Annotated in this window: 24 protein-coding genes; 16 read left to right on the top strand and 8 right to left on the bottom strand. The window is 59.3% G+C overall.

Annotation, left to right across the window (positions count from 1 at the left end):
• The first annotated feature begins 227 nt into the window (after positions 1 to 227).
• The 3 genes from CLV83_RS15755 to CLV83_RS15745 all read left to right on the top strand — a co-directional run bounded on the left by CLV83_RS15755 (position 228) and on the right by CLV83_RS15745 (position 2,081).
• On the top strand, positions 228 to 608 hold the full coding sequence (locus CLV83_RS15755; protein ID WP_132294545.1) for a gamma-butyrobetaine hydroxylase family protein: 381 nt from the start codon (positions 228 to 230) through the stop codon (positions 606 to 608).
• A gap of 90 nt (positions 609 to 698) precedes the next feature.
• Entirely contained in the window at positions 699 to 1,454 is a 756-nt protein-coding gene (gene ubiE / locus CLV83_RS15750) for a bifunctional demethylmenaquinone methyltransferase/2-methoxy-6-polyprenyl-1,4-benzoquinol methylase UbiE (RefSeq protein WP_132294542.1), read from the top strand.
• A gap of 24 nt (positions 1,455 to 1,478) precedes the next feature.
• Entirely contained in the window at positions 1,479 to 2,081 is a 603-nt protein-coding gene (locus CLV83_RS15745; RefSeq protein ID WP_132294539.1) for a ubiquinone biosynthesis accessory factor UbiJ, read from the top strand.
• 69 nt (positions 2,082 to 2,150) lie between these two features.
• Here CLV83_RS15745 and CLV83_RS15740 read toward each other — a convergent pair whose 3' ends face one another.
• From CLV83_RS15740 to CLV83_RS15725, 4 genes are all read right to left on the bottom strand, one after another.
• Complete coding sequence (locus CLV83_RS15740; RefSeq protein ID WP_132294536.1) at positions 2,151 to 2,564, bottom strand: CopD family protein; 414 nt, start codon at positions 2,562 to 2,564, stop codon at positions 2,151 to 2,153.
• 68 nt (positions 2,565 to 2,632) lie between these two features.
• Positions 2,633 to 3,391: a DUF2927 domain-containing protein gene (locus CLV83_RS15735; RefSeq protein ID WP_132294533.1), complete on the bottom strand. Its 759-nt coding sequence runs from the start codon at positions 3,389 to 3,391 to the stop codon at positions 2,633 to 2,635.
• Entirely contained in the window at positions 3,388 to 4,050 is a 663-nt protein-coding gene (locus CLV83_RS15730; protein WP_132294530.1) for a fumarylacetoacetate hydrolase family protein, read from the bottom strand. The genes CLV83_RS15735 and CLV83_RS15730 overlap by 4 nt, the downstream gene beginning before the upstream one ends.
• A 48-nt stretch (positions 4,051 to 4,098) precedes the next feature.
• Positions 4,099 to 5,292, bottom strand: a complete 1,194-nt coding sequence (locus CLV83_RS15725; RefSeq protein ID WP_132294527.1) for an MFS transporter — start codon at positions 5,290 to 5,292, stop codon at positions 4,099 to 4,101.
• A 97-nt stretch (positions 5,293 to 5,389) separates the two neighbouring features.
• Here CLV83_RS15725 and CLV83_RS15720 point away from each other — a divergent pair, with 97 nt between their 5' ends.
• The 3 genes from CLV83_RS15720 (at position 5,390) to serA (ending at position 8,021) form a co-directional block, all read left to right on the top strand.
• Positions 5,390 to 6,268, top strand: a complete 879-nt coding sequence (locus tag CLV83_RS15720) for a LysR family transcriptional regulator (RefSeq protein WP_132294524.1) — start codon at positions 5,390 to 5,392, stop codon at positions 6,266 to 6,268.
• A gap of 52 nt (positions 6,269 to 6,320) precedes the next feature.
• The gene (gene ppnP / locus CLV83_RS15715; protein WP_132294521.1) at positions 6,321 to 6,602 is read left to right on the top strand and encodes a pyrimidine/purine nucleoside phosphorylase; all 282 of its coding nucleotides are present in this window, start codon (positions 6,321 to 6,323) and stop codon (positions 6,600 to 6,602) included.
• Between the two features lie 183 nt (positions 6,603 to 6,785).
• The gene (gene serA, locus CLV83_RS15710; RefSeq protein ID WP_132294518.1) at positions 6,786 to 8,021 is read left to right on the top strand and encodes a phosphoglycerate dehydrogenase; all 1,236 of its coding nucleotides are present in this window, start codon (positions 6,786 to 6,788) and stop codon (positions 8,019 to 8,021) included.
• A 31-nt stretch (positions 8,022 to 8,052) separates the two neighbouring features.
• Here the strand turns inward: serA and CLV83_RS15705 are convergent, their stop codons facing one another.
• Entirely contained in the window at positions 8,053 to 9,045 is a 993-nt protein-coding gene (locus CLV83_RS15705; RefSeq protein ID WP_132294515.1) for an alpha/beta hydrolase, read from the bottom strand.
• 85 nt (positions 9,046 to 9,130) lie between these two features.
• On the opposite strand from CLV83_RS15705, the gene CLV83_RS15700 reads away from it, so the two are divergent.
• Positions 9,131 to 12,388 carry a mechanosensitive ion channel domain-containing protein gene (locus CLV83_RS15700; RefSeq protein ID WP_132294512.1) on the top strand — a complete coding sequence of 1,086 codons (3,258 nt, stop codon included), beginning with the start codon at positions 9,131 to 9,133 and terminating at the stop codon, positions 12,386 to 12,388.
• Positions 12,389 to 12,448: 60 nt separating this feature from the next.
• On the opposite strand, the gene CLV83_RS15695 is transcribed toward CLV83_RS15700, so the two are convergent.
• Positions 12,449 to 14,497, bottom strand: a complete 2,049-nt coding sequence (locus CLV83_RS15695; protein WP_165900328.1) for a TonB-dependent siderophore receptor — start codon at positions 14,495 to 14,497, stop codon at positions 12,449 to 12,451.
• Positions 14,498 to 14,800: 303 nt separating this feature from the next.
• On the opposite strand from CLV83_RS15695, the gene CLV83_RS15690 reads away from it, so the two are divergent.
• The 8 genes from CLV83_RS15690 (at position 14,801) to CLV83_RS15655 (ending at position 23,184) form a co-directional block, all read left to right on the top strand.
• A complete protein-coding gene (locus tag CLV83_RS15690) occupies positions 14,801 to 15,715 on the top strand; it encodes a Fe(3+) dicitrate ABC transporter substrate-binding protein (RefSeq protein WP_243642409.1) in 915 nt (304 codons plus the stop codon).
• Between the two features lie 2 nt (positions 15,716 to 15,717).
• Positions 15,718 to 16,707 (top strand): iron chelate uptake ABC transporter family permease subunit, encoded by a 990-nt coding sequence (locus tag CLV83_RS15685; protein ID WP_132294506.1) that lies wholly within the window; start codon positions 15,718 to 15,720, stop codon positions 16,705 to 16,707.
• Entirely contained in the window at positions 16,704 to 17,666 is a 963-nt protein-coding gene (gene fecD / locus CLV83_RS15680) for a Fe(3+) dicitrate ABC transporter permease subunit FecD (protein WP_132294503.1), read from the top strand. Before CLV83_RS15685 ends, fecD begins: the two co-directional genes overlap by 4 nt.
• Positions 17,667 to 17,668: 2 nt before the next feature.
• A complete protein-coding gene (gene fecE, locus CLV83_RS15675) occupies positions 17,669 to 18,454 on the top strand; it encodes a Fe(3+) dicitrate ABC transporter ATP-binding protein FecE (RefSeq protein ID WP_132294500.1) in 786 nt (261 codons plus the stop codon).
• Positions 18,455 to 18,913: 459 nt separating this feature from the next.
• Positions 18,914 to 21,088: a malate synthase G gene (locus CLV83_RS15670; RefSeq protein ID WP_132294497.1), complete on the top strand. Its 2,175-nt coding sequence runs from the start codon at positions 18,914 to 18,916 to the stop codon at positions 21,086 to 21,088.
• A gap of 209 nt (positions 21,089 to 21,297) precedes the next feature.
• On the top strand, positions 21,298 to 21,561 hold the full coding sequence (locus CLV83_RS15665; RefSeq protein ID WP_132294494.1) for a PepSY domain-containing protein: 264 nt from the start codon (positions 21,298 to 21,300) through the stop codon (positions 21,559 to 21,561).
• A 15-nt stretch (positions 21,562 to 21,576) separates the two neighbouring features.
• Positions 21,577 to 22,116 carry a cytochrome b/b6 domain-containing protein gene (locus CLV83_RS15660; RefSeq protein ID WP_132294491.1) on the top strand — a complete coding sequence of 180 codons (540 nt, stop codon included), beginning with the start codon at positions 21,577 to 21,579 and terminating at the stop codon, positions 22,114 to 22,116.
• Positions 22,117 to 22,203: 87 nt separating this feature from the next.
• Positions 22,204 to 23,184, top strand: a complete 981-nt coding sequence (locus CLV83_RS15655) for a ribonuclease Z (RefSeq protein ID WP_132294488.1) — start codon at positions 22,204 to 22,206, stop codon at positions 23,182 to 23,184.
• A gap of 30 nt (positions 23,185 to 23,214) precedes the next feature.
• Here CLV83_RS15655 and grxB read toward each other — a convergent pair whose 3' ends face one another.
• Positions 23,215 to 23,871 (bottom strand): glutaredoxin 2, encoded by a 657-nt coding sequence (gene grxB / locus CLV83_RS15650; protein ID WP_132294485.1) that lies wholly within the window; start codon positions 23,869 to 23,871, stop codon positions 23,215 to 23,217.
• 205 nt (positions 23,872 to 24,076) lie between these two features.
• Here grxB and CLV83_RS15645 point away from each other — a divergent pair, with 205 nt between their 5' ends.
• Entirely contained in the window at positions 24,077 to 24,946 is an 870-nt protein-coding gene (locus CLV83_RS15645) for an NAD-dependent protein deacetylase (protein WP_132294482.1), read from the top strand.
• Here the strand turns inward: CLV83_RS15645 and CLV83_RS15640 are convergent.
• Positions 24,907 to 25,689, bottom strand: coding sequence for an adenosylcobinamide-GDP ribazoletransferase (locus CLV83_RS15640; RefSeq protein WP_132294479.1), 783 nt, complete (start codon positions 25,687 to 25,689; stop codon positions 24,907 to 24,909). The two genes, CLV83_RS15645 and CLV83_RS15640, sit on opposite strands and share 40 nt — an antisense overlap.
• Positions 25,690 to 25,692: the final 3 nt, after the last annotated feature.

Here is a 25,692-nt window from a genome sequence, read left to right as displayed (position 1 = left end):
CGCAGCCGACCAAGGCATAGGGGCGGTTTGGGATTGATAAGGTACTTGTCCGTACAAGTACCTTATCTCGCCAGCAGGCGAAACCGGTCATAGAAAACAACACGCAGTGGAAGTAGTCATACGGCGTCCTTTCACGCCACCTCTTCCTGTTTCTGTCCTTTTTAAGGATGGAAGCTTATGCAAAGCCGCCCGCTATGCGGCTGAAACCTTACTTGGGAGGGGCCAAAATGGCCGACGAAGTACCTCTACCGACGGATATCCGTCTGCATATGAAATCGCGCACCCTGGAGCTCGTCTACCCGGACGGCAGCTTCGAGCTGACCGCCGAGTTCCTGCGCGTACACTCGCCTTCCGCCGAAGTACGCGGTCACGGCATCGGCCAGGGCGTTCTGCAGGTCGGCAAAAAGCATGTGGGCTTCAAGGGCGTGGAGCCTTCGGGCAACTACGCGCTGAAAATCATCTTCGATGACGGCCACGACTCCGGGCTCTACACCTGGGAATACCTGCATGATCTGGCCCACGACCAGAAGACCTACTGGGACAAGTACCTGGCCGATCTGGCAGCCGCCGGCGCCAGCCGCGATGGCGGCCTGATCGCGCGCGGCTGACGCAACGCAGCTAAGCCGCACTGGGACAGGACAAACGCCCCCGGCGGGCGCTACAATGCAGCCATCTTTCACCAGGTTATTGAGCGGACGATGAGCGAGAAAAAGAAGGACACCATTGATTTCGGTTATCAGGAAGTACCGGTCGACGAAAAGGTAAAACGGGTTGCCGGCGTATTCCACTCGGTGGCGGGCAAGTACGACCTGATGAACGACCTGATGTCCGGTGGTATCCATCGCCTCTGGAAGCGTCTGACCATCGAGCAGAGCGGCGCCCGCGCCGGTATGAAAGTGCTCGATATCGCCGGCGGTACCGGTGATCTGACGCTGAAGTTTTCCCGCATCGTTGGCCCCACCGGCGGCGTGGTCCTGGCCGATATCAACGACTCCATGCTCAAAGTGGGTCGCGACAAGCTGATCAATTCCGGCGCCGCTGGCAACATCGAATACGTTCAGGCTAACGCCGAGTGCCTGCCGTTCGAAGATAACAGCTTCGATATCATCACCATCGCCTTCGGCCTGCGTAACGTCACCGACAAGGATGCAGCGCTAGCTTCGATGAACCGCGTGCTGAAGCCCGGCGGCAAACTGATGGTGCTGGAGTTCTCCAAGACCAACAACCCGCTGCTGACCAAGGCGTACGACTTCTACTCCTTCAACGTACTGCCGCAGATGGGCCGGGTTATCGCCAACGACTCTGAAAGTTACCGCTACCTGGCCGAATCGATCCGTATGCACCCGGATCAGGAAACACTGAAGCAGATGATGGCCAACGCCGGCTTCGTCAACTGCCGCTACCAGAACATGACCGGCGGCGTCGTCGCCCTGCACACCGGTATCAAACCCTAAGCGCCGCGAGCAACGGAGGTGCCCATGCCGTTCCAGTTGTTGAACGCCAGTGTGCTGTCACTGGCAGAATCCAGCCTGAACCGTCTGCTGGCCAACGATCCGGCCACTCTGGACCGGCTCGGCGCGCTGACTGGCAAGGTGATCGCCATCGAATCCACCTCGCCGGTGTTTCATCTCTACGTTCTGCCCCATGGCGCGGGTCTCGACCTGCTGCATCACTATGAAGGCAACGCGGATGTGACGATCTGCGGCAGCGCACTGCTGCTGGCACGTCTGCCGATCGCCGGTAATGAGGTGCTGTTCGGCAAGGGCGTAAGCCTCAGGGGCGACTCCACCCTCGCCCACAAGCTGCAATCCACCCTGGCGGACACGCGTATCGATTGGGAGGCCTGGCTCGGCAACCTGATGGGCGATGCGGCCGGTCACGAGGCCGCCAAGGCGCTCCGCTCCCTATTCGGCTACAGCCGCGACAGCGCCAGCTCACTGCTGCTGAGCACCAGGGAATATCTCCAGGAAGAAGCGAAACTGCTGCCAACGCGGGTCGAGATTGAGATCTTTATGGATGAGGTGGATGAACTGCGCGAACGTGCCGAACGGCTGGAAGCGCGCATTCGACAGGCCGGTTAACTTTCGAAAGGATTACCGGAGCAAAAGCCTTGTTCGCTCCGGCAACGCAGATAGCTTCTCGACAGTCTTTTAGAAAGGTTTAACGACCACAAAGATCAATATCGGGATGAATATCAGCAGCGGCACTTCGTTAAACAGGCGGAAATAACGCCCGCTCTTGTTCAGTTCACCACGCTGCATCTTCTTCAGGTAGATCCAGCAGGCGTGGTGATAGCCCATCAGCAGCACCACAAACAGCAGCTTGGCGTGCAGCCAGCCCCCGCTGATTCCCCAGCCAAACCAGAGCCAGAGTCCGAAGCCCAGGGTAAACAGCGCCATCACGCTCATAAAGCCAAACAGCTTGCGCGCCATGATCTGCAGCCGGGTCACATCCTGCCCTGCGGCACGCCCTTCCACGTAATGCACGTAAATGCGTGGCAGGTAGAAAATCCCCGCCATCCAGCTGGTCATTGCCAAGATATGAAACACCTTAACCCAGAGCATCGTCTCTCCTTATGGCTGAGTAAACTTGATTGCCGGCAGTATGCCAGCATGCAGCCGAAGTGTCCGGCTCAATAACCCATCAGGCGATACATGGCGCCCTTTCGTACCCATGTATCCGCTTTATCGACCACACCGCTGGCAGTCAGTTCTGCGAGAACCGTTTTTGCGTGGCTGCGCACGGCGTCCGGCCCCATGCCGGGCTCAAGCCTTGGATCATAAAGCAGACGTAACAACACCAAATCCAGACCGCTGAGCAGCTGGTCGGTGGACTTGTCATTAAAGATGGAGGGGAAGACCTTTTCGGAGTCATTAGGCAGGCCGAGGATCTGGGTCAGCTCTTCGACAATACAGCTCACCAGCCGCCCGCGCTCACGGGCTCGATCCACGGGAATGGCAATCAGCGCCCGCTGGATGCGACTCTGCTCATCGACCCAGATCCGGGCTAAACAGAGCGCGCCTCCCGGTACCGGTTCTCCGGCACGCTGCCGCCAGAAGACGGCCAGATCACTCTGTCGCAGCAGAACAAGATCCACATTGCCAGCGCCGCTAACCCGGCGTATTGAATGACCGGTTATATCGGCCAGCTGTGACAACTGGGCGTCGACCAGCTCGTTATGCAGCGCCGGATCACCCACACGATGATCCACGTGCACCCTGACCGGTTCGGTCCACTTTCGCAGTCGCATGGGGTCACGACCGTACTCCGAGCGCAATGCCACTTCGATCAGGCTATCGACAATGTAGCCCGGCCGCTGCCAACCCGGCTGAGCGTCCGCCAAAAGCGGGCAGAACAGCAGGAGAAGCAGCCAGCCGCTGCCTCGGGTCATTTCGCTTCGGTTTCGATCCGCAGCAGGTCGACGATCTCGACGCAGAGTTTGTCACCGACCTTAAGTTCGCCGACGCCGGCAGGAGTACCGGTTAGAATGACGTCACCCGGTTCCAGGGTGAACCACTTGCTGGCGTGGCTGATCAGTTTGAGGATCGGCGTGATCATCTGGGCGGAATTACCATCCTGGCGAACATCACCATCCACCGTCAGGCGAATCTGCACATCATTCAGGTCGCCTACGGTGGCAGGCGTGAGGAAAGGGGAAACCGGGCAGGAACCGTCAAACGCCTTGGCCCGCTCCCAGGGATGGCCCTTACTTTTGAGTTCACTCTGCAGCTCCCGCAGGGTCAGGTCCAGCGCCAGGCCGATACCGGCGATACCGTGCTGCGCCGCCTGCTCATCCACATCGGTCATGCGCTCGCCGATCAGGATCGCCAGCTCGGTCTCAAAGTGCACTTCGCCGCGCTCGCGGGGCACGGTGATCGGCGTATCCATCGGTACGATGGCGCTGGCCGGCTTAATAAACAGCAGCGGCTCCGTGGGAACCTCATTGTTCAGTTCCTTTGCGTGCTCAGCGTAGTTGCGGCCGATACAGACCACCTTGCCCACCGGCAGACTCAGCGCGGAGCCATCTGCCAGGCTGTGTTGATAACTCATGAGCTTCTCCCTTTGGATACAGATCGATCCCGGCATGATACGCCAGTTTTACGCTGCAGCCAGCACCGCCCGGTTACGCAACCCCAGCCAGCAGGAGCAGGCCAGCGTTACGGACAGCACCAGCAGCGAGCCGACAATCACCCCCGGCCAGCCGGAATGCTCCCAAAACGGATGCAGGTAGAAACCGCCGCTGCTGGCACCCAGATAATAGAACACCAGATAGAGCGATGAGGCACTGGCCTTGGCGTGAGTCGCATTATGACTGACCCAACTGCTGGCACTGGAGTGAGCGAAAAAGAAACCGAAACTGTTGGCGAAGAAGCCTGCAATGATCAGCACCAGGCTGTGTGACAGGGTCAACAGCGAGCCGGCCATCAAAATCATAATTCCCAGCGCCATACACCAGGGCTGCGCCAACCGCATCGCCACCTTGCCGGAGATTGCCGAACCGAAGGTGCCGGTCAGATAGGTCAAAAACAGCATACCAAGGAAAGCCGATGACAGATTATAGGGCTCGTCGGAGAGCACGAAGGTGATGTAGCTGTACTGGTTCACGAAGATAAAGAAGTTGAGCCCGCCGATGATATAGGCCATCACCAGCATCGGGTTGCGCAGATGGCTGCCCAGGTCTTTCAGCATCCGCCCGGGATGCAGCCGCTGCGGTTTGAAATGCTCGGACTTGGGCAGCGCAATGGCAAACACGGCCAGACAGACCAGGCTGACGACACTCATCACCATAAAGGCGCTGTTCCAGCCCAGCCACTCGCCGACAAAGCCACCGATCAAGCGGCCACCGATGCCACCCAGGCTGTTGCCGGAGATATAAAGCCCCACCGCCACTGCCACCGCGGGTTTGGTGAACTCGTCGCCCATGTAGGCGATAGCAATCGCAGGCAGACCGCCGAGGAAAAAGCCCTGCAGCGCACGCAGCACCACCAGTGAGGTGTAGTCATTCACGAAGGAGAGCGAGCAGGTGGTCAGGGTCGCACCAGCCATGGTCAGCAGCATGATGCCGCGGCGGCCAAGCGCATCGGAGAGCGGCCCGTACAGCAGCAGCGACAGGCCCAGCATCAGCGTGGTGACGGTGAAGGTCCAGCCCGCCAGCAGCGGCGATACATTGAAATCCTGCGCCAGCATCGGCAGCAGCGGCTGGGTCACATAGACATTGGCAAAGATCATGAAGGAGCCGAGACAGAGGGCCAGAGTCGCGCGCCAGAATGTCGGATGTCCCAGTTCGATCATGCTTATTCCCCACAGGTTCGGATGACTGCAGCTAGGATAGGGATCGCGATCTCATAATAAAAATATATAATTATTATCGATACGATAAGGAGTCGTTATGCTTGATATTAAAGCGCTGCGTTACTTCCTCGCTGTGGTCGATGCCAACGGCTTTACCGCCGCCGCCCGCAAGCTGCATGTGGCCCAACCTGCGGTGAGCATGGCGGTGCGTAAACTGGAGCAGAGCCTGGAGCTGAATCTGTTCCACCGCCGTGAGCGCAGTATAGAACTCACCGATGAGGGCCGGGTGCTGTTGCAGCATGCCCGCCGCATTGTTCAGGCCACCGCCGATGCGGAGCTGGAGATGCGCGAGATCCACGGTCTGAAGCGTGGCGAAGTGCGTATCGGTGTACCGAGCATGCTCGGCTCCTACTATTTCCCGCCGATTCTGATGGCCTTTCGCCACCGCTATCCTAATCTGCAGCTCACGGTGATCGAATCGGGCACCCGCAAGATCCAGCAGATGCTGTCCGAAGGCGAGATCGATATGGGTGTAATCGTCAGCGACAGACCGCCGGAAGAGCTGGAAAGCCATGTTTTTCTGCGTGAGCAGATGATGGCGATACTGCCCGTAGAGCACTCCCTGGCCCAACAGGAACATGTGACCTACGAGCAGTTTTTCCATGAGGATCTGGTGGTGTTCAAGGAGGGGTATTTCCACCGCGAGGTGCTCGACCGTCTGGCCAAGGAGTACAACTACGATCCGAAGATCGGTTTCGAGACGAACCTGCTACCTTTAATCAAGCAGATCGTGCGCCAGGGTTTTTCTATCTCCACACTGCTGGAGATGGCGATCTCCGACGCCTCGGATCTGGTGGCCCGCCCCTTCGAGCAGCAGGTCTGGCTGGATCTTTCCATCGCCTGGCGCAAGGAGGGTTACCTTTCCCGGGCCAACCGTGCCTTTGTCGACTTTCTGCTGGATCAGGCCCACACATGACAGATCGACAATATGTCACTATTATGCCTCTTTTTTTACGGAGATAGCGTTGATGCTGAGTACAAACGAGTATTTCGACGGCAAGGTAATGTCGATCGCATTTGAAGGCCCGGACGGCCCGGTCACCTCCGGTGTGATGGCGCCGGGCGAATACACTTTCAGCACCAGCCAGAATGAACTGATGAAAGTGACCTGCGGTGAACTGGTCGTGCGCCTGCCGGGCAGCAGTGACTGGCAGCCGTTCCCCGCCGGAACCGAGTTCAGCATCGCTGCCGGGCTCTCCTTCGACCTCAAGGTCAGCAAAACCACCGCTTACCTCTGCTTCTACAGCTGAGTCGGCGGCCTCTTCCGGCCGACGCCTCGCGTCGGCCTCTCTCCAAATCCTTTCAAGATCAGCTGAGAATTTTTCCGCAACACTGGCTTGCCTAGCACACCTATATTCAAGGGCTTGTGCTACAATGCGGCGCTTTCTTACCACCAGCCGACATTTTTGGCGAAAGTTAGGAACCCGTTGCAGATGAAGAGCAAATCCACCTCCCTCGATAAGAGCAAGATCAAGATCCTGCTGCTGGAGGGCGTGCACCAGTCAGCGGTCGACACGCTGAATGCCCAGGGCTACACCAATATCGAATACCACACCGGCTCCCTGCCTGAAGAGGAGCTGATCGAGCGCATCAAAGATGTGCATTTCATCGGTATTCGCTCGCGTACCCAGCTGACCGAGAAGGTGTTCGCAGCCGCCGAGAAGCTGGTTGCTGTTGGCTGTTTCTGCATCGGCACCAACCAGGTTGACCTGAAGGCAGCTACTCAGGCCGGTATCGCCGTATTCAACGCGCCTTACTCCAACACCCGCTCCGTGGCGGAACTGGTGCTTGCCGAATCGATCATCCTGCTGCGCGGCGTAGCCGAGAAGAGCGCCAAAGCCCATCGCGGCATCTGGCAGAAAAGCGCGAAGAACTCCTATGAGATCCGCGGCAAGAAGCTGGGTATCGTTGGCTACGGCAGCATCGGCTCCCAGCTGAGCGTACTGGCCGAAGGCCTGGGAATGCATGTCTACTTCTACGACGTCATCACCAAGCTGCCGCTGGGTAACGCCACCCAGGTCAGCTCCATGGCTGAACTGCTCGGCATGTGCGACATCATCACCCTGCACGTTCCGGAAACCGCCTCTACCCAGAACATGATGGGCCAGGTGCAGTTCGAGCAGATGAAAGATGGCGCCATCTTCCTCAACGCAGCCCGTGGCACCGTGGTGGATATCGAAGCACTCTGCGCTGCGCTGGATAGCGGCAAACTGCTGGGCGCCGCCGTGGACGTATTCCCGGTTGAACCGCGCAGCAACGATGACGAGTTCATCAGCCCGCTGCGTGAATTCGACAATGTTATCCTGACCCCGCACGTGGGTGGCTCCACCATGGAAGCCCAGGAAAACATCGGCTACGAAGTTGCCGAGAAGCTGGCCAAGTACAGCGACAACGGTTCTTCCATCACTTCCGTCAACTTCCCGGAAGTGGCACTGCCGGAGCACCCGCAGTCTCACCGTATTCTGCACGTTCACCAGAACATCCCAGGCGTGCTGTCGAAGATCAACAACGTTTTCTCAGACAACGATATCAACATCTCCGGTCAGTACCTGCAGACCAACGAGACTGTCGGTTACGTGGTCATCGATGTTGATGCCGACTACTCCCACGTCGCGCTGGAAAAACTGAGCGAAATCGACGGCACCATCCGCTGCCGCCGCCTGTTCTAATCGGTTATCCCGTGACTCTGAACGCCCGGCCTTAGAAAGTGCCGGGCGTTTTTATTTCCGCCTCCAGAAATGCCTGCAGCTGGTCAAATACCTCGCTCCGCCAAGGGTCTGCCTCGTTGATCAGATGATGTCGGGCCTCCTCGATAACTCTCTGTTCACCCTGCGGAAACAGCGCTTTCAGTACGCCCAGGTTATGCCGCCACTCCACCGTCGTATCCTCACTGCCCTGGAGCACCAGTGGACGCCAGGCACTGGGGCTGTGCCCCTCCACCCAGTTTATCCAGGTCAGCATGGCGCCAACCCAACCCACAGAGATCCATGCGTGCTGCAGAGGATCACCGGACTGGATAAACCGCAGGAACTCCGGGTCATGGGAGTTGGTCTGATAGAACCGCTTCACCCGCTTGAGCCAGGGACTCAGCCAGCGGTATTTAAAGCGGATGCTGCGCCACTGTGTCGGCCTGACCAGAGGCGCCAACAGCACGGGTCGATTCAGCTCGGCCGATGTCAGCCCGGTCTCGCGCAGCAGCAGCGTCAGGATAATGGCGCCACCGGTACTGTGTCCCACCAGGCTCAATGGATGAGAGAGCTCGGCGCGCAGTTGCCGCACCAATGCGGCAAGCTGATCCGTATAGCGAAAGAAATCGTCCACATCATGAGGTTCGCCCGCGGAGAGTCCATGTCCGGGAAGGTCGTAGATCACCAGATTCCAGCCCTGTTGAAACAACCGCTCCAGCAGAGGACGGGTCAGACCTGCGTGGTCCATGTAGCCATGCACCAGCAACACGGTTCCTTTGGCGCAAACCGGCTGAAAGAAACGCTGTACCACCAGTTCTGTGCCTGCCAGCTCCAGGCGACCTATCGCGTAATCGGCACGTTCCGCCAGGTCACTGAGGTTGTAACAGGCCAGGTAGGCCGCCAACTGGGGCTCTGCCGCTGGTGGCTCAAGCTGATCAGCCAGACAGGCTCTGACCCCGGCAGCGTCAAACCCGGGCGACGGGATATTCAGGCTATAGTCGCTCATGGCTGCTTCCCTATCCCTCTCGGCTCGACCACAATAGATAAAGGTACTCTTCCGTTACGCTGTCTCAAGGGAGCTGTTCACTCATATGGTTAACACGTTACGCCCAACTCAGGGGCTTTCACTGCTGTTCGGCTTGTTACTGTTCATTTTCGCCGGCATCAACAGCACCCAGGCGGCACTCCCCGCCAGCAGCGCCATCGCCTCACAGCTGGAAAAGCTGAAGCCGGATGATACCAGCCCCTCGACCCAGGCTCTGCGCGAAGCCTATGAAAAAACCAAGAGCGCCCTAGAATCGCTGCACGACCTGGAGCAGCGCACCCAGACGCTGAACGAACAGATCGCCCGCCAGCCTGAAGAGCTGCAGAAGCTGCGCGACCAGCTCGCCCAGCCGCCGCAGGAGCTGGATCTCAGCGCCGCTATTAATGATGTAGACCATCTTGAGCAGCAGGTTATCCAGACCAAGGCAGAATTGGTGCAGCAGGAGCAGCTGCGCGATGAGCTGGACAAGGCTGTACAGAAGAACGACGAGCAGCTGATCAACCTGCGGGCCGAACTGGCACACCTGAAGCAGAGTCCTCCGCCATCGGAGAACCTGGGCTCAGACCTGCCGGACAACCTGCGCGAAGCGCGCCGTACCCTGGAAGAGGTACTCACCCAGGAACAGGCCAAGCGCGCCCAGACACTGGAGCTGGAACTGCTGGTACTGCCCGGCGAGAACGAGCTGAGCCAGCTGAGGCTGGCCCTGGCACGACGCAAGGTCAGCCAGCTGTCGGATGCGCTCGACAAAATGCAGAGCGCCCTCGGCCGCCAGAGACGTGACGAACTCGAAAGCACCCTCGCCAGCGTTCAGCCTGCACCGGACGATCTGCCGGAGCCACTCGCCAAGGTCAGCCAACAGAACCAGAGCGACAGTGACGTTCTGCGCCGGCTGGTCCGCGACCTCGAAACCAGCAACAATCGTCAGCGCGATCTGGAGAGCCGGCTATCACAGATCGGCGAACGCTACCGCCTGGTGCAACAGCAGCTGGAACTAGATATTCCACAGCTCAGTGCCGATCTGCATCGTTTTGCCCGCCAGCTGATCCGCCCCATCGACCTGGAAACGACCCGTGCCGATATCAGCCGCCTGCGCCTCGCCAAGCTGAACGGCGACCGTGATCTGCTCAACACCAAACAGCTTAAGGCGGACCCACCGGACGAGGTCAAAGCACTGGACCAGGACGCCCTGGACCAATATGACCGGATTATGGAAAACCGTGTGCGTCTGCTGGAGCAGATCCAGCAGTCACGCCAGCAGCTGATCAATGTGCGTTCGCAGATGCTCAGTACCCAGCAGCAGATCAATGAGCAGTTACAGCAGGCACGCACTCTGGTAGATCAGCACCTGCTCTGGCAACCCACCATCGCCCCGATCAGCGGCCAGTGGCTGAGCGACCTGTTTCAGGGACTGGGTCAACTGCGCGATCGCCTGGCTGAGTTCAACAGTGAGATTTCCCTGCTGCGAGGCCAGCTCCCGTTCTGGCTGGTTATCGCCATTCCGCTGCTGTTAGCTGTGCTGTCGGTGATGCTGCGGCGCTATTTCAAGGCCAACCGGGAGCGCTGGCATGACAACATCGGCCGCGTTACCCAGGACCGCTTTAGCCGCACGCTGAAACTGCTGGTAGGCGCCCCGATCATCGCCGCTCCGATCCCTGTACTGGCGTTACTGCTGCACAGTGACCTCAACCCGGCACACCCGCTGCACGACCCGATCAGCCCGCTGCTCCTGGTTATCGCAGCTTTTGTGTTTATTGCTCAATGTATCCGTGGCTGGCTGACCACACCGTACGGGCTACTCAGCGCACACCTGGATATCCCGGTTCAGCTCTGCCGTATTCTCAACCGGGAGGTGCAGATTCTCTGCTTCGTCAGCCTGCCGTTACTGGCCGGACTGATCATTGCTGATGGTATCGAGGAGCAGGCTCTACTCTCCTCCGGCGGGCGGCTGCTGTTTCTGCTGCTGACGTTGACGCTGACCCGATTCTGGTGGGTAATGTGGAAAACCAGCAACGCTTTCAACCAGCTCTCCTCTGAGCCGAGATGGTGGCAGGATTCGCGCCTCTGGATCGGCGGTATGATCGGCTTCAACCTGGTGATGTTCGGGCTCGGCCTCGCCGGTTTCCTGTTCGGCGCCCTGTTCCTGATGCTGATTTTCGCAGTCGTCATTTTGCAGGTCGCCCTGGTGTTCATGTTTTACCGCCTGGGCGTTCGCTGGCTGCTGGTGGAAGAGCGCCGCCTGGCGTTCAAACAGGCGCTGGAAAAGCGCGCCGAACAGCTGGCCGCACGCGAAAACCAGGAGGAGGAAGCCCCAGTCGAGGAGAACTACTACGACCTCAAAACCATCTCGCTGCAGACCCGTACACTACTCAAAATCAGTAGCATCGCCCTGTTGGTGCTCGGCCTCTGGTTAACCATGGGCGATGCCCTGCCGACGCTGCATATTCTCGACCGGGTCCCCCTGTGGAACACCTACCAGAGCACACCCGATGGCCAGGTGCTTGAAGCGATCACCCTCGCCGATATTGCCGGCGGCCTGCTGATTCTGGGTCTGACGCTGTTGGCGGCCTACAACCTGCCTGGCCTGGTCGAACTGCTGGTGCTGCGTCATATCAACCTGACGCCGGGCAGTAACTTTGCCATCACCACGCTGCTGAAGTACTCCCTGATCCTGGTCGGCACCATGTCCGGTGTGAGTCAGTTCGGGCTGGAGTGGAGCAAACTGCAATGGCTGGTGGCCGCACTGGGTGTAGGTCTCGGTTTTGGTTTGCAGGAGATCGTGGCGAACTTCGTCTCAGGCATCATTTTGCTGTTCGAAAAACCGATCCGTATCGGCGATACGGTCACCATTGGCGATGTCACCGGCAATGTATCCCGCATCCAGATCCGCGCCACCACGCTGGTGGACTGGGATAACAAGGAAGTGATCATTCCGAACAAGACCTTTATTACCGAGCGGTTGATCAACTGGTCTCTGACCGACGCCACCACCCGTATCGTACTGACCGTGGGCGCCGCCTATGGCAGCGATACACAGAAGGTAAAAGAACTGCTGATCCAGGCCGCCGAGGAGCACCCCGAAGTACTGGAAGATCCAGAACCCAGCGCCTACTTCCGCGCCTTTGGAGAAAGCTCACTGGACTTCGACCTGCGCGTCTATGTGAGCCGCATGGAGGACCGAATTCCGGTCACCGACGGGCTGAATCATCGCATCGATCAGCTGTTCAAGGATGCCGGTATCGAGATCGCCTTCCCGCAGCTGGATGTGCATCTGTTCCGGACACCACCCAATGTGACCAAGTCCTGATACTGGAGTGAACAAAAAACCGCCGCAGTGTGCGGCGGTTTTTTGGGGTCGTAACCGACCTTAAAACCGGTACTTGAGGCTTGCCTGCAGGAAGCGCGGTGCGCCCGGGTAGACGGCCGTATCCCGGTCTGCCGCCAGGTAATACTGCTTGTCGAACACGTTCTTCAGCGCCAGGCCCATATCCATATTCGGACTCAGCTGGTAGCTGGCGGTCAGATCCAGGCGGCCAAAGCCCGGCAGTTCCAGTTCATTATCGCTGCTGCCGTAGCGGCGACTCTGGGCGAAGAACACGGCGCCAAGATCCAGCGCCTCGCTGGCCTTGTACTGCGCCTGCAGACTCAGCTGGTTATGCGGCGAGTTGAGGAATTCATTCCCCTCTTCGTTATCCGCAGTGTCCTGGTCGCCCGTGAGAATAACCGTATCCAGCAGCGTATAGCTTGCCTGCAGCGCCAGACGTGAAGTTGGGTTCCAGCCCAGTCCCAGCTCCGCACCGCGGCTGCGCACTTCACCCAGGGCTGCGCTGTAACCATCATCACCGCTGACGATCACGTTTTCCTTGTTGATCTGGAACAGCACCAGCTCGGCGTTCCAGTCAGCCGCCGGGGTGTAGTGAATTCCGACTTCGTACTGCTTGCCGGTCTCCGGATCGAAGGTGTTGCCATCGGCATCGGTATTGCTGACGGCACTGGTTTCGTAAGACTCAGAGTAAGAGCCGTGCAGACGCCAGTCGTTATTGAGCCGGTAGCTAAGCCCCAGAGTCGGGGTCAGAAAGTCTTCATTCGTTTCATAGAGCTCCGCTTCGTAAGACCGGCCGCTGACATTGGTGTACGCCTTGGCTTCCATCTCACGATGCTGCCAGTCATAGCGCAGCCCCGCCTGCAGATCCAGCTTATCGGTCAGGGCGATCACATCCTGGCCGTAGAGACTGTAGGTGTCGTAGGTAAACACCCGGTGCAGGCCATCGCCATTACTGATGCTGTCCAGATCGATGTAATCATGAACCGGGTTATACAGATCCAGATCCAGGGCGCTGTCGATGTTGCCCCAGTTAAGGCGATTAAAATCGTTGCGGGTGTAGGCGTAGCTGCCACCCAGCGTCAGGCGGTGGGCAATAGAACCGGTCATCACCTCACCAGTGAAGTAGGAGTCCAGCGAGTGGTTCTCCTGCTTGTTCAGCAGATGGCGGTAGGAACGTTTCACAGTGCCATCTCTCACCGAGCGGACCCAGAAGTTGGCGCGTTCATCTTCGTGCCAGACGCTGCGCCACTTGGTGACGTTGCTCCAGCCGTTACCCAGGTCACGATTGTAGGTCAGCGATGCCGAAACACCTTCATCGGTGGCATCGTTCTGTGGACCGAGATAGTTGGTGGTGATATCGGCCACCTGCTTGATATCGGAATCAGCCGCTACCAGACCGGACGGGTAATTGTAGTCGTAGCGGGTGACTTCAAACTGCGCCGTCAGTGACTGCCTGTCATCGATCAGCCAGGTCAGCATCGGCGCCAGGAAGTAACCGTCCTTGTCCTCATCGTCGCGAAACCCCTTATCGTCACGATATTCGCCGATCACCCGGTAAAGAACGTCTTTGCGGTCGCCCATCTCACCGGTGGAATCGAAGGAGAGCGCACTCTTACCCCAGCCGGCATCCGTATCGTCGCTGAGCCAGGCGCCGCCCTGCAGATCAATCTCGTTGTAACGCTCGGCCTGTGGTTTCTTGGTCACCAGGTTGATGGTGCCGCCCGGCTCCTGGCTGCCGTAGAACATGGAGCCCACGCCCTTCAGCACCTCCACGTCGTCCAGCAGAATAGCGGGCATGCTCTGATCTTTCAGCGCCCAGGCGTTCATGCCATCCATCTTGACGTTATCACGGGTCAGGCTGAATCCGCGTGAGACATAGTCGTAGTTGGTGCCACCACCGATACGATGGATACCCGAGATGGTGTCGATCGCCTCCGAAATATCGTTAACCTGCAGGGATTCGATCTTTTCTTTACCCACATTACCCAGGGTCAGCGACTGGCTGTCTGCCGGTGCTGCGCTCTTCATGGTGCCGCCCGGATCGGCATTAAGCGCATCAGCCTCGATCACCAGGGTGTCCAGATTTGTCACTGTCTCCGCCTGTGCGGGCAAGCTGATAGCCCCGATCACCAAAGCCAGGTTTTTTAGACGCGCGTTTTTTCCACGAGCGCTTTTTACACGGGCGGCATACTGCATCGCACCAAATCTCCAATTCAAACACGTACACAAACACGGCAATTCAAGCGATCCAGCTTTTATTGATCGACTAAAGTAGAAGTATTATCATTTGCATTATCGAAATAAGTCAAACCTCATGATTATCAAGTATTTTTTGTAAGGGCTTTTTCGTCCCATCCCGCCGCGCTGACCAAATCAGTCTCTCGGAGCTACTCAATGAAAGCAGTTTTCAAACACTGGATTATCAGATTCTGGCTGATTTTCGCGCTGCCCTTTTGCGCGGTGCAGGCGCAGGCGGGCGCAACCATAGAGATGCCCGGTTTCGGAGAGTTACAGCTGGAAGGAGTGCCCCAACGGATCGTGGCGCTGGAGTACCCCTTTGTCGACGCCCTGGCTACGCTTGGCGTCAAACCGGTGGGGGTAGCCGATGACAATGCGCCGGAGCGGCTGCTGCCGGAAATTCGTGAATCGATCGGCGGCTGGCAATCAGTGGGCACCCGCGCCCAGCCCAGCCTGGAAACCATCGCTGCGCTGAAACCAGACCTGATCATCGCCGATATAGATCGTCATGGTGCTGTCTACGCACAGCTGCAGAAAATCGCACCGACGCTGATCCTGCCCTCACGCCGCGCCAGCTACGCCGAAACCCTGAACTCGGAGCTGGTAATCTCCAGGGCGCTGGGCAAAGAGCAGCAGATGCAGACCCGCCTGGAAGCACATCAACAAACGATGGAGAAGTTCGCGACACAGCTGCCGCAGCAGACTGAGATTCAGTTCGCCGTCGCCACGCCCAAAAATCTGTACGCCCATGCCCCCGACTCCTTCATTGGCGGCCTGATCCGCACCCTGGGCCTCAGCGTGCCCAGCATTAACCGCAGTGACAGCGACGAAGTGCGCCAGATCGGCCTGGAACAGCTGCTCGCGTTTAATCCACCGCACTTGGTTATAGGCCGCTACAACGATGCCAATCTGCTCCAGCAGTGGCAGAAGCAACCGCTCTGGCAGTTGCTGAGTGCGGTACAGAACAATCACGTCTATCCGGTGGATGCCAATATCTGGGTGCGCGGCCCCGGCATACTCGCTGCCGAGCAGATGGCGGCCGATCTGGTCAGCCTGCTGGGACAGGGCTAGAGATGTCGCTGCCCTGGCCGGCCAAATACCTGGTCGCTGCACTGCTGCTTCTGGTCTGCGGCTGGGTATCGCTGTTTACCTGGTCGGCGCTGCCGATCACCGCGCATGAAGCCTTGAATGCGCTGATCGCGCCACAACCTGGCTCGGTGGTGCAGACCGTGGTGCTGGACCTGCGTCTGCCGCGGGTACTGATCGCCGCCATCGTCGGTGCCTGTTTTGCCGTAGCCGGCGCCGTAATGCAGGGGCTGACGCAAAACCCGCTGGCATCACCCGGGCTGTTTGGCGTTAACGCCGGCGCCGCCCTGGGTGTCGCCCTGGCATCGATCTTCATCAGCTGGCAAACCGATCTGCTGCTGCCTGGCGCAGCGGTTATCGGCGGTGGCTGCGCCTGGATGCTGGTGATGCTGCTCGGCGCCGCTTGGCAGCCCGGTGCCGAGCGTGGCCGGCTGATTCTGGCCGGGCTTGCGATCTCGGCACTATGCGCTGCGATCACCCGCGCCAGCATGATTCTGGCGGAAGAGCAGGCCCGCAGCGTGATCACCTGGCTAACCGGCAGCCTGGCCAACGTCGGCTGGGACGACTATTCACGACTCTGGCCCCTGGCGCTGATCGGCCTGCTGGCGGCGACGTTGCTGACGCCCGCACTAAACCTGCTGAGTATGGGCGAAGACCAGGCACGCAACCTGGGCCTGCGCCTGGGCCGCATCCGCCTGCTGGCGAGCCTGACCGCACTGGTGCTGGTGGCGGCCGCCATCGCCACCGCCGGAGCCATCGCTTTCGTCGGTCTGCTGGTGCCTCATATGGCCCGCGCCTGGGTCGGCCCCGACCAGCGCAAAGTGATACCTCTGTCGATGCTGCTGGGTGCGCTGCTGGTGGTGGCCGCCGATACATTGAGCCGCGGCGTCGTCTATCCCACCGAGACCCCGGCCGGCGCTATTCTGGCGCTGATCGGCGCACCCTTTTTCCTCTATATGATCAGGGCGCGTTCATGAATCCAGCGCTTCGCACCGGCCTGATACTCTGCTTTGCCGTTGCCGCCGCTGCGGCTATGAACCTGCAGCTGGGCGCGGTTAATCTGCCCTTCACCGCAGTACTCCTGGGTTTGCAGAGCGGCCATGAGAACTACTTCATTGTTCATGAACTGCGTCTGCCGCGACTGCTGCTGGCCCTGATCGTCGGCGCCAGCCTGGCCCTGGCCGGTGTACTGGTGCAGGGCGTGATCCGCAATCCGCTGGCATCGCCGGACCTGCTCGGCGTTTCCCAGGGCGCGAGCCTGGCGGCGGTGATCCTGATCGCACTCTACCCCGAGGTTTCCAGCCTCTGGCTGCCGGTGGTATCACTGCTGGGAGCCTTAGCCGCTGCGATGATTCTCTGGCTGCTCTGCGGCAGGCACGCCTCACCGATAAAGATCGCCATTACCGGCGTCGCCCTGGCGGCGTTTTATGCCAGCGCCATCGACTTTGTCATGCTGACCCGGCCGCAAAACCTCAACGACGCCCTGCTCTGGCTGACCGGCAGCCTCTGGGGCCGCAGCTGGGAGCAGCTCTGGCTGGTTCTGCCGGCGGTGGCGCTGATGCCGCTGGCGGTGGGACTCTGTCAGCGGCTTAACCTGAACAATCTCGGCGATGACTACGCCACTACTCTGGGCTCGGCTGTGCCGCAGACCCGGTTTATGGCGCTGGCTCTGGCCGTTGGCCTCACTGCCGCTTCGGTGGCCGTTTGCGGACCGATCGGCTTTATCGGCCTGATGGCGCCTCATCTGGCGCGCCGGCTCGTTGGCGGCCGACACCAGCGGTTGATTCCCGTGGTCATGCTCACCGGGGCGCTGCTGCTTCTGCTGGCAGACCTGGCCACCCGCATCATCAAACCGCCCATCGAACTGCCCGCCGGCATCATGACCGCTATTCTTGGCGGGCCTTACTTTATCTACCTGCTCAAGAAGGTGCGCTGACCATGCCGGATACCGCAAACGCACTGCTGTGCACCGAAAACCTCTGCGTCGGTTACGGCGAGCGGCCGATTCTGCAGGATGTGTCCCTGCGCATCCCCCACGGCAAGATCACCGCACTGCTCGGCCCCAATGGCTGCGGCAAGTCGACCCTGTTGAAAACCCTGGTACGTCTGCTGACACCGCAAAGCGGCCGGGTCAGCTGGAAAGGTGAAGCGCTGCATCGCCTGCCATCGCGTCAAGTAGCACGGCAACTGGCGCTGCTGCCGCAGACCCAGCCGATTCCGGAAGGTATTCGGGTGAGGGAGCTGGTCGCCTATGGGCGCAGTCCCTACACCGGTTTCTGGGGCAAGCTGAGTGCTGAAGACAGGGATGCGGTTGCCAGCGCCATGAGCGCCACCGGCATAGAGCCGCTGGCGGACCGGCTCGTTTCGGAACTTTCCGGCGGACAGCGCCAGCGCGCCTGGCTCGCCACCACCCTGGCACAGGACACCGACTACCTGCTGCTGGATGAGCCCACCACCTACATGGACCTGAACCATCAGGTCGAGCTGATGCATCTGTTGCGACAGCTAAATCAGCGCGGCAAAACCGTCATCAGTGTTCTGCACGATATCAACCAGGCCAGCCGCTACTGCGATCACCTGGTGGTGATGCACCAGGGGCAGATCGTTGCCGAGGGCAAGCCGGATGCAATCCTGACCCCTGAACTGCTGCGCCAGGTGTTCTCCGTGGATGCGGAGATCCATACCGACCCTCTGGCAGGCACGCCCATGTGTGTTGTGAGATGAGCACTTGGTTAAATAAAAGCGCGAACTAAGCGCGCTGATTAATAAACGCGTGATACTGGCATAGTCTCGGCAACATCCCTGAAACGCCCTGTTCATCCATTGATGCGTGCCATTTGTGGCACTGGCACAGCGTTGAAAACGCTAATGAACCATTTGTTTCAGAATAATATTTATAGGATCATATGAAACAACCCCGCCCGCTATTGAGGCTGATCAGCGGCTTTTTCCTAGTAAAAAAACAACAAAAACACGCGCTAAAATCTGAAAAAACGGCGTAATCGTGTTGCCAAATAACACGAAAACCTCCTTTTTCATACTTTAGGCCAAGAGGGGTTACATCTGCGCCGAATTGCGCTATTTTCGCATTGCACAATGCAACCCTGCATTCGTAACCCAATTTCTGGCCACGCAGCCTCGCAGGAGCCGGGAGACTATAAACACGAAAAAGAGGCAGTCCTCATGAGTCAACGCGTACAGGTTGGCGGCCTTCAGGTCGCTGAAGATCTCTATAACTTCATCAACAATGAAGCCCTGCCGGGCACAGGCGTGGATGCGGACGCCTACTGGGCGGCATTTGATGCCATCGTGCACGACATGGCACCGCGTAACCGTGAGCTGCTGGCCAAACGTGACGACCTCCAGGCGCAGATCGACGAATGGCACCGCCAGAACCGCGGTGAGTTCGACTTCACCGCCTACACCCGCTTCCTGACCGAGATCGGCTACCTGCTGCCGGAAGGCGAAGACTTCAAGGCCACCACCAGCAACGTAGACCCCGAGATGGCCACCATGGCGGGCCCGCAGCTGGTCGTGCCGGTGATGAACGCCCGCTACGCGCTGAACGCGGCCAATGCCCGCTGGGGTAGCCTCTACAACGCTCTGTACGGCACCGACGCCATCTCCAACGAGGGCGGCGCCGAAGCCGGCAGCGCCTACAACCCGGTGCGCGGCGCCAAGGTTATCGCCTTCGCACGCAAGTTCCTCGACGACTACGCGCCACTGGAACAGGGCTCCCACAAGGACTCCACCGCTTACAGCATCAACAACGGCAAGCTTGTCGTCACCCTGGCTGATGGCAGCGAATCCGGCCTGAAAGACCCGTCACAGCTGATCGGTTTCAACGGCGACGCTGCCCGCCCCGACGCTATCGCGCTGGAGCATAACGGCCTGCACTTCGAGATCCAGGTCGACGCCGACGATATGATCGGCAAGACCGATGCCGCCAACGTCAAAGATATCCTGATGGAATCGGCGCTCAGCACCATCATGGACTGCGAAGACTCCATCGCCGCCGTCGATGCCGAAGACAAGGTACTGGTTTACCGCAACTGGCTGGGCCTGATGAAGGGCGATCTGACCGAAGAGGTCAGCAAGGGTGGAAAAACCTTCACCCGCCGCATGAACCCGGATCGCGTTTACACCAGCCCGAACGGTGGCGAAGTGGCGCTGAAGGGCCGCAGCCTGATGTTCGTGCGTAATGTGGGTCACCTGATGACCAACCCGGCGATCATCGACAAGGACGGCAACGAGATTCCGGAAGGGATCCTGGACGGCCTGGTCACCACGCTGATCTCCGTGCACGACGTCAAGGGCAACGGCCAGTTCCGCAACACCGTTACCGGCTCTATCTACATTGTTAAGCCGAAGATGCACGGTCCAGAAGAGGTTGCCTTCACCAACGAACTGTTCGCCCGTATCGAAGACGCGCTCAACCTTGATCGTTACACCATGAAGGTGGGGATCATGGACGAGGAACGCCGTACCACGGTGAACCTGAAAGAGTGTATCCGCGCCGCCAAGGAGCGCGTGGTGTTTATCAACACCGGCTTCCTCGACCGTACCGGCGACGAGATTCACACCTCCATGGAAGCGGGCCCGATGATCCGCAAGGGCGATATGAAAGGCGCCGCCTGGATCAAGGCCTACGAAGACTGGAACGTGGACACCGGCCTGGCCTGCGGCCTCAGCGGTCGTGCCCAGATCGGTAAGGGTATGTGGGCGATGCCGGACCTGATGGCCGGCATGCTGGAAGCCAAGATCGGCCACCCGCTGGCTGGCGCCAACACCGCTTGGGTGCCGTCACCGACCGCCGCTACCCTGCACGCGCTGCACTACCACAAGGTGGACGTGTTCGCCCGTCAGGAGGAGCTCAAGTCCCGCCCACGTGCGGCACTGGAAGATATCCTTACCATTCCGGTGGCGCAGAACCCGGACTGGAGCGCAGAGCAGATCCAGGAAGAGCTCGACAACAACGCCCAGGGTATTCTCGGCTATGTGGTGCGCTGGGTTGACCAGGGTGTCGGCTGCTCCAAGGTGCCGGATATCAACGATATCGGCCTGATGGAAGACCGCGCCACCCTGCGTATCTCCAGCCAGCATATCGCCAACTGGCTCCACCATGGCGTCTGCTCTGAAGAGCAGGTGATGGAAACCATGCAGCGTATGGCCGCGGTTGTGGACCGCCAGAACGAAGGCGACGCCGCTTACCGTCCGATGGCTGCCGGTTTCGACGGCTCCGTCGCCTTCCAGGCCGCCTGCGACCTGGTACTCAAGGGCCGCGAACAGCCGAACGGCTACACCGAGCCGGTTCTGCACCGTCGCCGCCAGGAAGCCAAGGCCAAGTTCGGCGGCTAAGTTCAGCGGCTAAGTTGAACGCCTGAGCTTAAGCTGATGAAAGCCCCTCTCTCGCCGGAGGGGTTTTTTGTTTGTAGATAGCAGCAAAAAGCCTCCTTTTCGACGCACAGCTTTGCAAAACTTAACCTCATTCCCTGTAAGGCTTAAGGTTCGTTTAAGACACCCTGCCTAATCTGGTTCCCGTCAACTTACTCAACGAGGAACCAACAATGAAAAAATTTCTCGCTCTCGCCGCGATCGCTTTTGGTGCCGTCTCCAGCAACGCTTTTGCCAAGGATCTTTGCGATGTTCCTGAAGAGCAGTGGCAGAGCATGGAAGCCTTCGAACAGGCGATCACCGACAAAGGCTGGAAGATCAAAAAAGCCAAGGTCGATGACGGCTGCTATGAAGTCTACGGCTGGGATGAAAACGGCGAAAAGGTAGAAGCCTACTTCAACCCGAAGACCTTTGAACTGGTCAAAATGGACGACTAAGCAGGGGACGCTCAAATGAAAACCACCGTCAAAGTCTGGGATCCGATGGTCCGCATCTTTCACTGGTCGCTGGTGACCTGCTTTGCGGTGGCCTGGCTCAGTGCAGATGAATGGCAGGACCTGCATGAGGTCGCGGGTTATACCGTGATGGGCCTGATCGCCTTTCGCATCCTCTGGGGTCTGGCGGGCCCGCGCTACGCCCGCTTCCGCCACTTTATCCACGCCCCTTCACGGGTGGTCGCCTATCTGAAGGATATCTGCAAGGGACGCGAAGCCCGCCATATCGGCCATAACCCGGCCGGAGGCATGATGGTGCTGGCGCTATTGCTGGGGCTGTCGCTGCTCACCTTCACCGGCTGGCTCTACACCACCGACCAGTTCTGGGGCGAAGACTGGGTTGAGGAAACCCATGAGTTTCTCGCCAATCTGCTGCTGATGCTGGCCGGTTTGCATCTGGCCGGGGTGATCCTTGCCAGCGTGCGTCACCGGGAAAGCCTGGTCAAAGCGATGCTCACCGGCCGCAAGCGCGCGCCTTCCGACAGGGATATCGCCTGATGCAGTAATGTCACAACCGGCGTGGTCAATCCGCGCCGGTCTGTTTTACACTCGGGAGACCACAGCAGTAATCTGGGATCTCCGGCGTTGAAAATCACCCTTCTCGGCACCTCTTCCGGTGCACCGACCAAGCAGCGTAACCTCAGCGCCACCGCCGTACAGCCGGAAACTGGCAAACCCTGGGTACTGGTGGATTGCGGCGAAGCGACCCAGCATCAGCTGCTGAAAACACCGCTCTCGCCCCATCGGCTGGAAACAATCCTGATCACCCATATTCACGGCGATCACTGCTACGGCCTGCCGGGACTGCTGGCCTCCTGTCAGCTCACCGGTCGTACCGCGCCGCTGACACTGATCGGCCCTCGCGCAGCCTGGGATTTTATCAACGCTGTCATCCAGACCACCGAGCTTTATCTGGCGTATCCGCTGGAGTTCATCGAAGTATCTGAAACCCTGTCCCATGAAGCCGCGGGCTTTCGCATTACCGCCTCACCACTGAGCCACCGTACCCAGTGCTGGGGTTACCGAATAGAGGAGCTGGATGTACCGCTGCAACTGGATGTGGAACGGCTGCATGCAGAAGGCGTGGCTGCAGGGCCAGCCTACGCCAGCCTGCAGCGCGGTGAGGATGTGCAGCTGGATGATGGCAGAACGCTGCTAAGTGCCGACTACACCCAGCTGTCGCGTAAGCCCCGGGTGGTGGTTATCGCCGGCGATAACGATACGCCGGAATGTCTTGGTGCCGCCTGTGATCAGGCGGATCTGCTGGTCCATGAGGCCACCTACACCGAAGAGGTGCTGCAACAGGTGGGCCCGGAACCCCAGCACTCCAGTGCACGACGTGTCGCCGCTTTCGCCGAGCAGGCCGGTATCCCCAACCTCCTGTTGACCCACTTCAGCCCACGTTATGCCTACGCCTCAAAGCGCCCCATCGGTAAACGATCCGGCGGGCACCGCATCGGTGAAATACAGCAGGAAGCCAAGCAGCATTACTCAGGCCACCTGGAGCTCGCCGATGACCTGGACCGCTGGCTGCTCAGCCGCCAGGGGATGCTGCTGCCACTCTGAGCGGTCGACAGCAGCAGGAACAGATAAGAATCAGATAGCGCGGTCGAAATAGAGATCCAGACGTGTTATATCCGCGACCTCGTTCAGGTAACTGCGCACCGGCTCAGGCCACTCTAGCCCCTTAACCAGGGTCAGGCTGCGCAGCATCGGGAAGATCATCACGTCATCCCAGCTCAACCGGCCTGCTCTCTCGGAGGGCAGCGTCAGTGTCGGCAGATTGGCCAGCGCCTGGTTAACCGGCGGCAGATATTCATCGGTCTTGGCAAAAGCCTCTTCAAACGTTTCGCCAATCATCGCTTCTTTTTTGCCGCGGAAATAATCGCGGGCGCCGTCGGTGGCGAACTCCGGCAGACCAATACGGGTAATACGGGCGAAGTTCAGTTTCCAGTTGGCCGGCTGCGCGGCGGAAAACGCTTCGGAGAACTGCTCAGCCAGGGCTGTTTGCGGCAGAATGACCCGCTCAGCATCACCGATCTCATCCAGTTTCTGGCAGATATCCAGGCTTTCACCGATCACCTGGTCACTGTGCTGAAGCACCGGCAGCATTTTCTTGCCGATCAGTTCAAAACAGGTCTGCTCATCATCGTTCAGCAAGACTTCACGCTGAAAAGGCACCTTTTTGTAGCCTGCCACCATGGTCGCTCGCACGCAGAATGGGCAGTGATCGTAGATGTAGATGCGCGTCATATCGTCTATCCCTGTGCATATTTCGTTCAAAACCGATATACATATCAAAACATGTTTGCCCCCCGTTTTTCCAGCGAGCTACCGGCGTAAGAAATAATCCAAAACGGCTTTGTTAGAGTAAAAGAATCGTTAGAGTAAAAGAGTGCTTAGAGTAAACCTGTAATTGAGAGTGCGCGCCTGAAGACGCTCTGCTGGAGGAAACCCATTGAGTCAGTCCGTTAACGCCCTGCTTGAGTTTGTGCAACGCTATCCGCGGCTGCTGGTGCTGACCGGCGCCGGTATCAGTACCGACTCGGGCATTCCCGATTACCGGGATCGCAACGGTGAGTGGAAACGCAAGCAGCCGGTTCAGCACGGCGACTTCATGAACAGCCACACCACGCGCCAGCGCTACTGGGGACGCAGCCTGATCGGCTGGCCGGTGATCCAGCAGGCACAGCCCAACAACGCCCACCGCGCACTGTCAGCGCTGGAGCAGCGTGGCCACGTGGAGCTGCTGGTCACCCAGAACGTGGATGGACTGCACCAACGCGCCGGTTCCAGCGCCGTCATCGACCTGCACGGCCGTGCCGGCGATGTGATCTGCATGAGTTGCGACTTCCACTGCAGTCGCGATGCTGTGCACCAGCGCTCGGCGCTGATGAACCCCGACTTCATGCAGTACACCGCAACCAGCGCGCCGGATGGCGATGCGGATCTTGAAGTGGATTTCAGTGGTTTCGACGTGCCCCAGTGCCCCGAATGCGGCGGTATTCTGAAGCCCGATGTGGTGTTTTTTGGCGATAACGTACCCAAAGCCCGGGTCCATGAATCCTTGGACGCCCTCACCCGCGCCGATGCCCTTCTGGTTATAGGTTCTTCGCTGATGGTCTATTCCGGCTTTCGTTTCTGCCGCCGCGCCAAGGAGCAGTCCAAGCCGATGGCGGCGCTCACTCTGGGACGCACACGGGCCGACGAACTACTCGATCTGAAACTGGATGAGCCCATAGTGCCGACACTGGAACAGCTGCTGGCATCACTGAACGGGCCACCGCCTCAGAAAGAAGCGCCCAGCGAGGTGATACTGGCAAAGTAAGCCCCGGATATCAGAGCGGCGAACAGCACCGCTGTTTCCGTCAGCTCGATCAACGCACCGGCGGTGTCACCGGTAGCGCCGCCAAGCCGCGCCAGCATCGCCCGCCGGGCAAGCCAGAACAGCAACGCCGGCAGCGCCAGCCAGAGCCAGCCCGCCATCAGCGCTACCAAACCAACTCCGACACTGATCAGATAGACCGGCTTGCGCTCTAGTCCGGCGAGCATAGCGCTGGCGATTCCACCACGGGAGGCATAGGGCGTGGTACCCAGCAACAGCAGGGCCGCGGCACGGCCTGCCAGTGGCGCCAGCAGCAGCGCAAAGCCCTGCCCCACCGGCAGCAGCGCCATCAACAAGCTCCATTTCAACAGCAGTTGCAGCAGCAGTGCGATAACGCCGGTGGCGCCGATATGGGGGTCTTTCATGATCTTTAACGTGCGCTCTCGATCGCCCAGGCCACCCATCCAGCCATCGGCACTGTCGGCCAGGCCATCCAGGTGCAGTCCGCCGGTGATCACACACCAGACCAGCAGTACCAGCGCCGCCTGAACCTGCCCCGGCAGCGCCATCGTCAATGCAGCGCAAAGCCAGAGCAGTCCCCCGATCAGCAGGCCGATCAGCGGGTAGTAGAGCATCGCCAGCCCCTGGGTGCGCTGATCCGGCACGCCGTCCAGGCGCACCGGCACCTGGGTCAGAAACTGCAGCGCACAGAGAAACGCCTGCTGATGCCGCTTTAAGCCATTCATATA

This window comes from Marinobacterium mangrovicola (assembly GCF_004339595.1).
Classification (GTDB): Bacteria; Pseudomonadota; Gammaproteobacteria; order Pseudomonadales; family Balneatricaceae; genus Marinobacterium_D; species Marinobacterium_D mangrovicola.
This window is presented reverse-complemented; position numbering and strand designations above follow the sequence as displayed.

Coding starts and splice junctions, on each gene's coding strand:
- fecD (WP_132294503.1), top strand. CDS start 16,704: ATGAATCCAGCGCTTCGCACCGGCCTGATACTCTGCTTTGCCGTTGCC.
- CLV83_RS15735 (WP_132294533.1), bottom strand. CDS start 3,391: ATGACCCGAGGCAGCGGCTGGCTGCTTCTCCTGCTGTTCTGCCCGCTT.
- grxB (WP_132294485.1), bottom strand. CDS start 23,871: ATGACGCGCATCTACATCTACGATCACTGCCCATTCTGCGTGCGAGCG.
- CLV83_RS15720 (WP_132294524.1), top strand. CDS start 5,390: ATGCTTGATATTAAAGCGCTGCGTTACTTCCTCGCTGTGGTCGATGCC.
- CLV83_RS15740 (WP_132294536.1), bottom strand. CDS start 2,564: ATGCTCTGGGTTAAGGTGTTTCATATCTTGGCAATGACCAGCTGGATG.
- serA (WP_132294518.1), top strand. CDS start 6,786: ATGAAGAGCAAATCCACCTCCCTCGATAAGAGCAAGATCAAGATCCTG.
- CLV83_RS15685 (WP_132294506.1), top strand. CDS start 15,718: ATGTCGCTGCCCTGGCCGGCCAAATACCTGGTCGCTGCACTGCTGCTT.
- fecE (WP_132294500.1), top strand. CDS start 17,669: ATGCCGGATACCGCAAACGCACTGCTGTGCACCGAAAACCTCTGCGTC.
- CLV83_RS15705 (WP_132294515.1), bottom strand. CDS start 9,045: ATGAGCGACTATAGCCTGAATATCCCGTCGCCCGGGTTTGACGCTGCC.
- CLV83_RS15665 (WP_132294494.1), top strand. CDS start 21,298: ATGAAAAAATTTCTCGCTCTCGCCGCGATCGCTTTTGGTGCCGTCTCC.
- CLV83_RS15660 (WP_132294491.1), top strand. CDS start 21,577: ATGAAAACCACCGTCAAAGTCTGGGATCCGATGGTCCGCATCTTTCAC.
- CLV83_RS15670 (WP_132294497.1), top strand. CDS start 18,914: ATGAGTCAACGCGTACAGGTTGGCGGCCTTCAGGTCGCTGAAGATCTC.
- CLV83_RS15690 (WP_243642409.1), top strand. CDS start 14,801: ATGAAAGCAGTTTTCAAACACTGGATTATCAGATTCTGGCTGATTTTC.
- CLV83_RS15755 (WP_132294545.1), top strand. CDS start 228: ATGGCCGACGAAGTACCTCTACCGACGGATATCCGTCTGCATATGAAA.
- CLV83_RS15730 (WP_132294530.1), bottom strand. CDS start 4,050: ATGAGTTATCAACACAGCCTGGCAGATGGCTCCGCGCTGAGTCTGCCG.
- CLV83_RS15700 (WP_132294512.1), top strand. CDS start 9,131: ATGGTTAACACGTTACGCCCAACTCAGGGGCTTTCACTGCTGTTCGGC.
- ppnP (WP_132294521.1), top strand. CDS start 6,321: ATGCTGAGTACAAACGAGTATTTCGACGGCAAGGTAATGTCGATCGCA.
- CLV83_RS15745 (WP_132294539.1), top strand. CDS start 1,479: ATGCCGTTCCAGTTGTTGAACGCCAGTGTGCTGTCACTGGCAGAATCC.
- ubiE (WP_132294542.1), top strand. CDS start 699: ATGAGCGAGAAAAAGAAGGACACCATTGATTTCGGTTATCAGGAAGTA.
- CLV83_RS15725 (WP_132294527.1), bottom strand. CDS start 5,292: ATGATCGAACTGGGACATCCGACATTCTGGCGCGCGACTCTGGCCCTC.
- CLV83_RS15640 (WP_132294479.1), bottom strand. CDS start 25,689: ATGAATGGCTTAAAGCGGCATCAGCAGGCGTTTCTCTGTGCGCTGCAG.